At 63.5% G+C, this 11,895-nt stretch carries 11 protein-coding genes; 3 read left to right on the forward strand and 8 right to left on the reverse strand.

Annotated elements, in window-relative coordinates; all coding sequences use genetic code 11:
* Positions 1-517: 517 nt before the first annotated feature.
* The 4 genes from M0D67_RS39020 to ftrA form a co-directional block, all read right to left on the reverse strand.
* On the reverse strand, positions 518-1,735 hold the full coding sequence (locus M0D67_RS39020; RefSeq protein WP_266242708.1) for a DUF2252 domain-containing protein: 1,218 nt from the start codon (positions 1,733-1,735) through the stop codon (positions 518-520).
* A 42-nt stretch (positions 1,736-1,777) separates the two neighbouring features.
* Complete coding sequence (locus tag M0D67_RS39025) at positions 1,778-2,545, reverse strand: hypothetical protein (protein WP_266242710.1); 768 nt, start codon at positions 2,543-2,545, stop codon at positions 1,778-1,780.
* A gap of 152 nt (positions 2,546-2,697) precedes the next feature.
* The gene (locus M0D67_RS39030) at positions 2,698-3,648 is read right to left on the reverse strand and encodes a hypothetical protein (RefSeq protein ID WP_199203026.1); all 951 of its coding nucleotides are present in this window, start codon (positions 3,646-3,648) and stop codon (positions 2,698-2,700) included.
* 371 nt (positions 3,649-4,019) lie between these two features.
* Complete coding sequence (gene ftrA, locus M0D67_RS39035; protein WP_266242712.1) at positions 4,020-4,997, reverse strand: transcriptional regulator FtrA; 978 nt, start codon at positions 4,995-4,997, stop codon at positions 4,020-4,022.
* A 123-nt stretch (positions 4,998-5,120) separates the two neighbouring features.
* On the opposite strand from ftrA, the gene M0D67_RS39040 reads away from it, so the two are divergent.
* The 3 genes from M0D67_RS39040 (at position 5,121) to M0D67_RS39050 (ending at position 8,651) form a co-directional block, all read left to right on the forward strand.
* Entirely contained in the window at positions 5,121-5,552 is a 432-nt protein-coding gene (locus tag M0D67_RS39040) for a rhodanese-like domain-containing protein (RefSeq protein ID WP_266242714.1), read from the forward strand.
* 100 nt (positions 5,553-5,652) lie between these two features.
* Entirely contained in the window at positions 5,653-7,722 is a 2,070-nt protein-coding gene (locus M0D67_RS39045; RefSeq protein ID WP_266242717.1) for a bifunctional diguanylate cyclase/phosphodiesterase, read from the forward strand.
* 122 nt (positions 7,723-7,844) lie between these two features.
* A complete protein-coding gene (locus tag M0D67_RS39050) occupies positions 7,845-8,651 on the forward strand; it encodes a hypothetical protein (protein WP_266242719.1) in 807 nt (268 codons plus the stop codon).
* A 32-nt stretch (positions 8,652-8,683) separates the two neighbouring features.
* Here the strand turns inward: M0D67_RS39050 and M0D67_RS39055 are convergent, their stop codons facing one another.
* The 4 genes from M0D67_RS39055 to dapA form a co-directional block, all read right to left on the reverse strand.
* Complete coding sequence (locus M0D67_RS39055) at positions 8,684-9,118, reverse strand: polymer-forming cytoskeletal protein (protein ID WP_154560046.1); 435 nt, start codon at positions 9,116-9,118, stop codon at positions 8,684-8,686.
* A 170-nt stretch (positions 9,119-9,288) separates the two neighbouring features.
* On the reverse strand, positions 9,289-9,687 hold the full coding sequence (locus tag M0D67_RS39060; protein WP_154560047.1) for a hypothetical protein: 399 nt from the start codon (positions 9,685-9,687) through the stop codon (positions 9,289-9,291).
* The gene (locus M0D67_RS39065; RefSeq protein WP_266242723.1) at positions 9,680-10,654 is read right to left on the reverse strand and encodes a M23 family metallopeptidase; all 975 of its coding nucleotides are present in this window, start codon (positions 10,652-10,654) and stop codon (positions 9,680-9,682) included. The genes M0D67_RS39060 and M0D67_RS39065 overlap by 8 nt, the downstream gene beginning before the upstream one ends.
* Before the next feature lie 261 nt (positions 10,655-10,915).
* Positions 10,916-11,842 (reverse strand): 4-hydroxy-tetrahydrodipicolinate synthase, encoded by a 927-nt coding sequence (dapA, locus tag M0D67_RS39070; protein WP_266242725.1) that lies wholly within the window; start codon positions 11,840-11,842, stop codon positions 10,916-10,918.
* Positions 11,843-11,895 lie beyond the last annotated feature (53 nt).

Consider the following 11,895-nt stretch of genomic DNA (forward strand, 5'->3'; position numbering starts at 1 on the left):
ACAGCATGTCCATGAAGTTAACAGCCCCTTCAAGTCTTTTTGAAACCGTCTCTTAGTACGTAAGCGCCATAAAAAGATTCGTTCGCTGTAAGAAGAAACTGCAGAAGCAGACGCTCGTGGCTTACCAATGGCCGTTGCATGATTAGCGGTTGTACTTGTTTGAATCCCAAGCACCCTATAAGGAGCATTCCACCCCAACTATCCGACAATTCCTAAAATTGCGATATCCATGCGCCTACGCAACAGGCACTTTCAACGTGGACATCAAGGTCCGTAAGGAACCACGCAAGAGTCTGTGAGTCTTTGCCACATCCCCGCGACGAAAATCGGAACGCCGGACGTGGAAGGGCCGCACACGGGTCCAGTGACGCGAGACAAACCTGCATGAAGATGGACGGGGACCGAGGGGTCCGGTCAGAGACAGCCAGAAGGAAAAAGACGGGGTGCGGCGGCAGCCGCCCCAAAGAAGCGATACAACGCGCCGGGCACCGCGTTAAGTGCCCAGCGTGACGCGCCGTTAAGGCTTCTGTGCCGGCAAATTAAACGCACCACCATCATAAGCTTCGCAATACGCTTTCCAGTCGGCGTTCACGAGAGCCTCGCATTGCGTCGCGAGTTCAATCAACGGCAATTGCCAATCCTTGCGATTGCCGAACGCGATCAGCTCGTCCGCAATCGACGACTTCTGCCGGCCGCCGCTGCGCAACTGCGCCCACGCGCTCAATTGGGCCATGCTGTTGACCACTTCTTCGAGCCGCGGTAGCTTGCCGTTCCAGTCGCTCAATGTCACACGGTCTTCCGAAGGCTGCAAGCTGCGCAGCACATACGAGCGCTGATTGAAATCGACTGCATGCAGGAACGCCTGCGAAACCGCCTGATTGCGCCGCTGAACTTCAACCACACGCTGCGCCTCGCTCTGCCACTTCGGCTGCGGTGTGCGTACATGCGGCGTTACCGAAGAAGGCAGCGCCTCTTTCAGATCGAGCAGATAGTTGCCGTCCGGTGAGCCCTTGCCTTCGACGAGGATCGCGTAGCGGTCCACCCCCAGACTACCGGTGCCGGCAATCCGTCGCGTCACGTCGATGATCCGATAGAAGTCCGGATTGGGTTGACCGGCGGCGAACTGACGCATGAACTCCGTGACTGCAGCGCGCGCTTTGTCGCTGACCGGCAGCGCTTTCTTGCCGTCCACTTTCAACACGCGGATCTTGCCCTTGAGCGTGGTGCGCCGGTCGAGATACTCGGCGCGCTTGCGAGTCGCCAATGCGTCGAACAGATCGCGCACCATGCCGGTCGACGTCTCCGCTTCGATCCAGCGTGCTTTGCCGAAGGCGAGCGCCGCGCTATAAGCATCGACCGCGGTGTGGCAGAGCGCAAGTGCCTGCGCGCGGCTCAGCTTGAGGTCGCTCGCGCCGACCAGCACGCTCGTGAGGAGCCGCACCAGTTCGTAAAGACTCGGCGCGAGACAGGCTTCGTCGAAATCGTTGTTGTCGAAATAGACGAGGCGGTTGTCGCCCTTGTAACTGCCGAAATTTTCCACATGCATATCGCCGCAAATCCACACCGGGGGCGCTTCGTCGAGCACCTTGTCGCGCGGCAGACGCGCGTAAAACAGATGGCAGGTGCCGCGCAGAAACACAAACGGCGAGCCACGCATGAGCTTGTATTTCATCGCGAGCCGTTCAGGATCGCGGCCGGTATTGAAGCTGGCAATGGTCTGTGCGATATCGGACATGTGATTCTCCTTCATACGACTCGATGCGGGTTCAGTACAGGTTCAACGCGAGCGGAACGAATCCGCCAGCGCATGGAGATTGAGTGGCTTCACACGAATCACGCCGCCGCGCGGACTGTCGATATCGGCGACCAGCATAAACGATAGCGACACGATCAGCGGAACGATCAGCAACAACCCGGCTCCCGCTTTCAAACCACGTGCGCCGTAGCCGACCAGCACATTGGCGCACACCGCGATCAGCACCATCAGTGTCCACGCCGCGACAGGAATGCGATTCCACCACGCGGCCTGCGTGTAACCCTGCGCATTGAGCACGTCGTTCATTCCGGCGACAGCGAGCGCGGCCACTGGCGTGGGCTGCGCGGCAGCGGCGTTCTTCACTGCAGTCCACATTGCGCCCTGCAGGCGCGACGTCTCGGCGTTGACTTTGGCGAGTTCATCGGCGTCGCGCGTCGTGTAGAACAGCACCCGTTCGTCGAGATAGGTTTTCAGCAAGCCGCGGACGGTCGCCGCATCGGCGGCGGGCAACAGATCGGCGCGGATGTATTCGGTGCCGATCGCATTCGCCTCTTCTTCCTCGTAGTTCTTGCGTTGATCGTAGCGGCCTACCGCCATCGAAAAAGTGAAACCGATGATCAGCGCAAGCAGCGTCAACGTGGCGGCCTGAATCACGCTGAAGTCGTCGCGTGCGTCCTCGTCGATCTTGCTGAAACGCCGCAGCAGCGACGCGCCGATGCGCGCCGACAGCCACATCGCAACAAAGCAAATGATGAAGACAAGTGCCGGATAGTCGAGGAGGTTCTGCATGGCGAGCGTTTTTTTTATCAGAGTTTTGTTGGCGGGAACGCTTTGGACAGCGGTAAAACGTGCACGGCCACTGCATCATAAAAGACGCAGTGCGGATGGGAAAGCATGCAGGCGGCAGATGGACAGGCTCGCAACCTGCAGCATGCCGACTGTCAGGAGCCTGTCATCAAATAGTAACGTCCGTCCGCGCTGACGTTGAAGCCGAATCCGCATTCGGTTAGCGAGCCGTGCGTCGCTACATCGAGCGTTTCCGGTGCGGAGAGTTTGAACTCGATCAGGCATCTGTCCGCACGTTTGTCCGTTGGCTTGTCCTCATGTTTGTCATAAGGCGCGAGATTGGTGATCCTCGCGGTTGCGTCGAGCGGCGCACGGCCTCCGTCATCAGTCACCGGCACGCGCGCCACGCCATCGTAGAACCGCACGTAGGCCGACAGGCTGCCCATGTTCGCGCTCGGTTGACCGTCGGCGCCGACTGTCGGATACACGAAGTCGCCATCGATCCGGTAGACGCCGTGCCGCCCTTTCACCGGCTTCACCTCGATACTGTTCCACGCGCCAAAAAACATGTAACTGGCAAAGCGCGCGCCGTTCGGCGGCACACCGGCCACCACCGCTTTGTCAGCAATCGCTTCGAGACGTTGACGCGCGGCCGCTACCGCGCGACCGAGCAGCGCGTCGTTGGGATAGTCGTTGCCGCGGCTCACCGCGGTGCGGTAATACGCGCGCGCGTCCGGCAGCGCGCCCAGCCTCACTTGCACGTCACCCTGATGAACCAGCGCCATTGCCACGCGAGCCCGCGCAGAACTGGTCGCTTTCGGCGAGTTCTCTTCGTTCGCCTGCATGGCGGTGGCCTCGGCGAGCGCGGCTTCCATCGCGACCAGCGTTTGCGCGTCCTTGAGGCGCCCTGCTTCGAGCGCGGCCACGCCCAACGCCGCGCACGACGCGTTCGTGCGGCACGGCACGTCCTTGCCCGCCAGCAGGTTGCGGCGATAAAGTTCGGCGCGCGAATCGGCGGCTCCCGTTTGCGCCGCGACGAGCGCGGGCATGAGCGCTGCAATTGCAGCAGAAACGACAACGGCAGCAGCGGCGGTTTTGACGTTCATGAGCAAGAGAGGACGGTGGCGATGACGCGTTTCGAACACGCGCTTCAAGTAGCCGTATGCACCGCACGTTTGTTGACGTGGGTTGCCACGGACGCTGGCCGTGATGCTGACAGAAAACCGGCGATTGCGCGAACCCTTGCATGGCGGCGAAGCGGGCGGCCAATCGCGCGATTCGGTCGCAACGCCCGGCACGCGGCATTCCGTGACTTTTGAGCATGCACAGTTGCTTGCATGAAACGCATTCGACCGGTCATGCGGCACGCATCAAGTCGCCTGTCATACCCGAGCCCTAGATGATTTTGCGCATTGGCAAGCGTTCGTTTGAAACTGTTCCCCTATGAGGGAACAGCAGAACGAAAAGCGACGCGCCTCTATCCGGGTGTCTGCACCCCGGCCTGCACCCCGAACTTCTTACGATACGCGCCTGGGCTCGTCAACGTGATACGCCGGAAATGCCGCCGCAGCGATTCTTCGGAACCGAAGCCCGCCAGCTCAGCCACGCGCGCCATCGGCAAAGGAGCCGGCGCCTCAAGCAGTTCTCGCGCGATCGCCACGCGTTCACGCACCAGCCATTCGTAGGGCGCCATGCCCGTCGCGTCGTGGAACTGGCGCTGCAGCGTACGCGGGCTCATCGCCGCCCGTTCGGCCAGCGAGCGCAAGGTGTGCGGCAACGCGGGATGGCGGCGCACCCAGTCCATCAGTTTCGCGAGGCGCCCGCCTTCGTCTTGTGGCATCGGCCGCGGCACGAACTGCGCCTGACCGCCCTCGCGATGCGGCGGCACCACGAGCCGCTGTGCGACCCGGTTGGCGATCGCGCTGCCGTGATCGCGCCGCACCAGATGCAGCAGCATGTCGAGCCCTGCCGCCGATCCCGCCGAGGTGATGATCTGTCCTTCGTCGACATATAACGCATCCGGCTGCACGCGTAATTGCGGATAGCGCTGCTGCAATTTGTCGGCGTAGCGCCAGTGTGTCGTGACGGCCTTGCCGTCGAGCACACCTGACGCGGCCAGCACGAACACGCCGGAGCAGATTGAGCAAAGGCGCGCGCCGCGTTCGTAGGCGGCGCGAATCTTTTTCAAGAGCGGCTCGGGCGGCAATTCGTCGGCGTCGCGCCAGCCGGGAATCACGATCGTGTCAGCGCGATCGAGCAGCCTGAGCGTGTACGGCGCGGCGACGGTGATGCCGCCGGCCGCGCGAATCGGACCGGGTTCGCTCGCGCATACCGCGAAGCGATACCAGTCGACGCCGAGTTCGGGACGTTCGAGCGCGAACAGTTCGGTCACGCAGCCGAATTCGAATGTACAGAGCCGGTCGTAAGCCAGCGCGACGACAAGGTGATTGAGCATGGCGTAATGTTACCGGAGATTGACGATTACGCCACTTACCCGGCGCTTACGGCGTCGCGACAATGAAGGCTCCAGAATCGCTTCGCCACACAACCACGCTCACTGTCCAACCGGAACCTCGCCATGTCGACGCTCAACACCCTCACCGCCCACAACGCCGTCACCGCCATCCCTGCTGCCGATAGCGCCGCCGCCCTTGCCCACTTCCAGGCGTCGCTGCAATTCGAAACCGACTGCTCGGACGTGTCCGCGGCACTCGCGAGCGGCACGCCCGGCTTCGTGCTGCTCGACGTGCGCAGCCCGGCGCTGTTCGAACAGGGCCACGTGCCGGGTGCGCTGAACCTGCCGCACGGCAAGATCGTGGCATCGAAGCTCGCCGGGTACCCGCAGGAAACGTTGTTCGTCACCTACTGCGCAGGCCCGCACTGCAACGGCGCCGCACGCGGTGCACTGCGTCTCGCGCAACTGGGGCGCCCCGTCAAACTGATGATCGGCGGCATTACGGGCTGGCTCGACGAAGGATTAACCCTGGTACACACCACGCCAGCCGCGTGATGCTCGAATCCGATGACTAACATATTGAAAATCAATTAAATAAACGCCACCAACTGTCGATAACAAGTTCAGCCGCTTCCCTCTCGCGGTTGGACTTAACATGCAGAGCTCATACAATTTTTGGCTGGTTGCAATCTCGTTCGTCGTCGCGACGCTGGCGTCGTACACGGCGCTCGATTTGACGGGCCGTATCTTTCTGCTGGCGTCGGCCGGCCTGCGGCACGCGTGGCGTCTCGGCGGCGCCGCGGCGCTCGGTGTCGGCATCTGGTCGATGCACTTCATCGCCATGCTCGCCTTCTCGCTGCCGATTCCGCTCGGCTACGATTTCGCGACCACTGCTTATTCGCTTGGACTCGCGATCGGCGTGTCGTATCTGGCGCTGGTCGTGGCGACCCACGCGCGGCTCACGCTGCTTCGGCTCGTGGCCGGCGGCGTACTGATGGGCTTCGGCATTGCCGGCATGCACTACACCGGCATGGCGGCGATGCAAATGGAGCCGGGCATCCACTATCAGCCGGCCTGGTTCGCCGGCTCGCTGGCGATCGCGATCGGCGCTTCGACCGCCGCGCTGTGGATGGCGCGCGCACTCAGTAACGACGACGAGCGCTACGTCTTGCGCAAACGTTTCATCGCGGCGCTGGTAATGGGCGTCGCGATCAGCGGCATGCACTACGCCGGCATGGCCGCCGTCGAATTTCCGCCCGGCTCCGTGTGCGGCGCGGCCAAGGGCGTGAACGCCGCATGGCTCGCGACTTCGGTGATCCTGTTCACGTTTGCGATTCTGATCGTCACGCTGATACTGTCGCGTTTCGATGCGCGCACCAGCTTTCTGGTCGGTGCGGTGTCGAAGCTGAACGGCCAGATCGTGCGGCTCGCCACGCTCGACACGCTGACGGGCCTGCCCAACCGCAGCACGCTGACCGAACGCATCGACCGCGCCATCCATAGCGCGCGCCGGCAGCGTACGCTGTTCGCCATCCTGTTCATGGATCTCGACGGCTTCAAGACCATCAACGATTCACTCGGCCACTCGGCCGGCGACGAAGTGCTGTCCGCGTTCGCCCAGCGCCTTCTGCTGTGTGTGCGCGCGAGCGACACCGTAGCGCGTCTCGGCGGCGACGAGTTCGTGGTGCTGTCCGAGAACCTGGCGTCACGCGAAGACGCCGGCACGATGGCCGAAGACGTGCTCGACCGGATGCGCCAGGGCGTATGGACCGATTCGCAGCCGCTACAGGTGATGCCGAGCATCGGCATCGCGCTCTTTCCCTACGACGGCGATACCGTCGAGACGCTGCTCAAGCATGCGGATGCAGCCATGTACGAAGCCAAGCGCGCGGGCCGCAGCACCTATCGCTTCTTCGAACAAAGCATGAACGAAGCCGCGACGCGCACACTGCAAATTCAAAGTGCGCTGCACGAAGCGCTCACCGCCGGCCATTTCTCGCTGCACTTCCAGCCGAAGTTCCACGGCAGCGGCGACTCGCTGGCGGGTGCCGAAGCGCTGATCCGCCTGAATCATCCGCAACTCGGCGCACTGGCGCCGCTCGAGTTCATTCCGATTGCCGAGCGCTCGGGCCAGATCGTGCAGATCGGCTACTGGGTCCTGCGCGAGACGTGCCGGCAGATTCGCCGCTGGGTCGAGCAAGGCCTGCCGTCGATGAAAGTGGCGATCAACCTGTCGCCGCGCCAGTTGTCGCAACCGAACCTCGTCGCGACGATGCTCGAGATCGTGCAAGCCGAAGGCGTGCAATGCGAACAGATCATGTTCGAAATCACCGAAACCGTCGCGATGCAGGACGCGCCGAAAACCATCGAAATGATCCGCGCGTTCCAGGCAAGCGGCTTTGAAATCGCCATCGACGATTTTGGCACCGGCTATTCCAGCCTCGCCTATCTGCAACGTTTTCGGGTCAAGCAGTTGAAGATCGACCGCTTCTTCACCAACGGACTCGACGAGCACGGACCGGAAGGCAGCGCGATCGTTTCCGCGATCATTGCGCTCGCCCACTCGCTGGAAATGGACGTGGTGGCCGAAGGCGTCGAAACCGAATCGCAGCTCGACATGCTCAAGTCGATGATGTGCGACGAGATGCAAGGCTTCCTGCTAGGCAAGCCGCTCACCGCCGACGACTTCGGCGAACTGCTACGGGCAAGAATGGTGTCGGCATGAGCATCCGGATCTGTTTGAAAGACGTGTACCTTTGCGACTCGGTTCGCCTATCATGGCGCGCCCGCTGCGTCGCCTCGTTTTACCTATAAGCAGGAACAAACAGATTGGTTGCTGGAGACTTCATGAAAATTGACGTAGCGACGTTCCAAACGGTGTGGCTGATCACGTTCCTGTGCAGCGCCCTCATCACGACAGCGCTTTCGCGGATGTTTGCGCAGGTGGGCGCCTTCCGCTTCTGGGCCGTCGGCTTTTATCTGCTTGCCACCGCCACGGCATGCTTCGCGTTGCACAAGATCTGGCCCAGCGATCTGCTGTTGCTGGCCACCGCGACGCTGGCGTTGCAAAGCCGCATTCTGATCTGGGCCGGCACGCGCGATCTGTTCGGTGAATCGGCGCCGTGGCGCGCCGGCCTCGTCGTCACTGCCGTGTTCTGCGTGCTGTATGGGAGCGTGCTGGCGTGGAATGCGCCGCTGGCGGTCCGCGCCGGCTTGCTGGCGCTGTTTTTCGCGCCATGCCGCGCGGCAACGCTGTATGAAGTCTACCGGCGGCGCCGTCCGCAACTTGGGGCGGCACGTATGCTGGTGGCGGTGGGTAGCGGCATCGCAACGCTCAATGCCATCGTGCCGCTCGTGCTGGTGTTGCTCGACCGCTCCAACATGACGCTGCTGTACGGCAATCCTCGCACCACCTCGGCGCTTTACGCCGTCGTGTTTGCAGGCGATCTGCTGCTGACCATCGGCCTGATCGTGCTGGCCCTGCACCATCTGATCGTCGAACGCGACATGCTCGCCACGCTCGACCGCGGCGCGCTGGAGCGTCTCGCCGAGTCACGGGAAATGCGCGGACTGCGCGAATCGCGGTCGCCGCACTGCGATGCGCTCGGCCACGACACGCCCGCGCAATGCCAGTCGCTGCCGGGGCCGGTTTGACGCAGCGCGCGGCCGCCCAGCCGGTCCGCCGCCTAGCCGGCCTTGCGCGCCTCGCGTGCGGAATCGGCCACCGACACGAGAATCGGCGTCGCCGCCTGCGCGGCTTCACGCTTGGTGAGCTTGCCATCCACCGAGGCGCCACAATCCATCCGCAACTGCTGGTAGTAGATGTTGCCGGTCACGTGCGCATTGCTCTGCAGCTCGACGAAGTGATCGGCGATCACGTCGCCGACGATCCGGCCGTTGACCACCACGTCATAGCCATGCACGTTGCCCTCGATCGAGCCGCGGTCGCTCAATACCAGCAGCGTCTGGGTGCCGGACTCGCCGCTGACGTTGCCTTTCACGTGGCCGTCCATGCGCAGGCCGTCGCTGAATACGAGGTCGCCCGTGATCCGCACGTCCTGTGCGATGAGGGTGGCAAGCTTGGTCTGCTGGATGCCCGCGTGTTTTTTCTTGCTGAACATTCCTGGAAATGAAAATGTTCGTCGCGTGATGCTTTCCGGGCGACGAGCCGGGAGGTGGGTTGCTCAGGTGCTGCGCTTGCCGCGTTGCGGTGCCACCTGCCTCGGGTTAGTGCGGCGCTGGCTGTGGTGCGACGCGGGGTTGCCGCATACCGTGCCGCGCTCACCCACGGTTAGCGGCGCGGCGCCCCCGTTTGTGCCGGCGGCTTCGTCTTGCTTTGGCCGCGTAGAAACTGCAATTCGGCATTCAATCGCGCGACGTCGGCGGCGGCGGCGTCCGCGGTTTTCTGCACCGCGGCGCGCGCCGCGGATTCCTGCGCCAGCGCAAGCCGCGCGCGGGCGAGTTCCGTCTGCTCGCTGTCTACATCGACGGGCGCCGCGTTGCATTGTTCGGCCGGTGTGCCGGCGCGCTGCGCTTGCCACACCACAACGGACGCCGCGCCACCCGCCGCACTGAGCGCGCACACCAGCCCCCACAGGGCGACGCGCAGAACGAGCGGCCGCGTGGGCTGCAACGTATAGGCGCGATGGGTCAGACTGCCCGCATCGCGGGAAAAACGTCGTTCAACCATGGGGCATGGGCGCGAAGAGCGCGAGGTAGGCAGCGGGATCGACCGGCGCGCCGTTGACCAGCACTTCGAAATGCAGATGCGGACCGGTGGAGCGGCCGGTCGAGCCGACATCGGCGACGTACTGGCGCGGCAGCACCAGATCGCCGACGTGCACGACGATGCGCGACGCGTGGCCGTAACGGGTCACGAGGCCGTTGCCATGATCGATTTCGACCGCGTTGCCATAGCCCGATTTTTCGCCGGCGAAGATCACCCGGCCGCCCGCTGCCGCAAGAATCGGCGTACCGGTTTTGGCGACCAGGTCGAGGCCCGGATGAAAACTCAAACGCTGCGTGAACGGATCGGTGCGATTGCCGAACGGCGAGCCGAAGCGCGCGCTGTCGGCGGGCATGCGGCCGGGAAAGGCGGCGTACGCGATCGCGTGGTCGGCGGTTTGTTGCTCGAGCGCGGACAGCGTCGCGGCGATGCAATCCAGTTGTTGCCGGGTGCGCGTGGCATCGGCATGACCGGCCGGTTGCGGCATGACGTCCGTACAGCGACGCGGCGGTAATGACGGGCCACCCTCGCCTTCGCTATCGGTAGCGGAAGTGTCCAGTTCAGAGGCAGAGCCCGAGGTAGCTGGTGCAACCGGTGCGCGCGGCGCCGGTCGAGGTGTATTCAGACGTGCCTCGAAATCGCGCAAGGCGCCGACCTGCGCCGTCAGGCGCGCGATGCGCGGTTCGATCTGCGCCACGGATGCATTCAGCTTGCCGAGTTGATCGATCGCGTAGTCGTGCTCGACACGGTTCGCTGTCTGATCGCCGGACCCGTGCGCCGGCCAATGCATGCCGATCGCGATGCCCGCGGCGAGCGCCACCGCTGCTGCGCCGCACGCCGTGGCCACCGCGATGGTCAGCGCGGTGCGGCGTGTGACGAAGCTGACCGAGCCGCTGGAAAGCTGACTGCCGGCGCGAAACACGGAGGACATCAGCGGTTCCCGGCGCGCGCCATGCGGCCCGCGCAAGGCTGCGCACGGGCTGCACAAGGCACGTTCATCGTGTTCGGCTTATTGAACGTGATGAACGCACTGAGCGTGCTGAAGCGGGAGAGGAAATCGGCGGACAAGGCTAACGGCATGCGGAATCAACCGGACAACATGCCGGCGGCGATAATGGACAAAGGGCGCCGATTATCGCCTGGCATCACGAACCATCATCTCAAATACAGATGGCCGCAAGCGAATCCGCACTCAAGCCGACGCCGCCGCGTGCGCCTCTATCCGATCAAGCCCTTCCAGTTCCCTGAGCCGCGCAACCAGTGCATCCCCGGCACGCGTCATCGGCATGCGTAATTCGTCGCGTATCAGGCCTTGCGCGGCGAGCAGGGCCTTCACAGGTGCCGGATTCGGTTCGGCGAACAGCGCGTGGATCAGCGGCGCGAGCTCATGAAAAATACGCCGTCCTTCGTCGAGCCGTCCCGCTGACAGCGCACGATACAGCGCGACGAACCGTTCCGGCCTCAGATGCGCCGAGGCCGCGATCGCTCCGCTCCCACCCAGACACAGAGTGTTGAAGATGGTGATGTCCTCGCCGGTCAGCACCTGCAAGCGCCCGTCGCGAATCAGCGCGATCGTGGTGTCGAGCGAACCGGCGCAATCCTTCACCGCTTGAATCCGCGGATGCGCGGCGAGCGTCAGCAGCGTGTCGAGTTCGAGCCGCACGCCGGTTCGATAAGGAATGTCGTACAGCACGACGGGCTTCTCGCTCGCATCGGCAAGCGCCATGAAATGCCCGACGATGCCCGCTTGCGAAGGCCGGATGTAATACGGCGCGGCCATCAGCACACCGGCGATCGGCAGTGCGTTCAGTTGCTCGATGCGCTCCTTCATGCTCGCCGTGTGATTGCCCGACACGCCGACCAGCACCGGCAGCGCCTGTGCGTCTGCGCCGTCTGTGCCGTGAGCGGCGGCTCGCGCTTCGTCGAGAATCGTCGCCAGCACGGCGTCCTGTTCGGCGGCGTCGAGCGCGGCCGGCTCGCCAGTGGTGCCAAGCGCGACCAGCCCGGCGATGCCTGCGTCGGCATAGCGGCGCACCAGCGCACGCAGCGCGGCGTGATCCACCTCGCCGTCGGCGAATGGCGTGACGAGCGGAACCCAGATACCCGAAAAAATAGACATGTCTTTACCTCGATGACGACCGTATCGATTCCGATCAGTGGTGCGAGGGAGGA

This window comes from Paraburkholderia sp. SECH4 (assembly GCF_030511745.1).
In the GTDB taxonomy this organism is placed as follows: Bacteria; Pseudomonadota; Gammaproteobacteria; order Burkholderiales; family Burkholderiaceae; genus Paraburkholderia; species Paraburkholderia madseniana.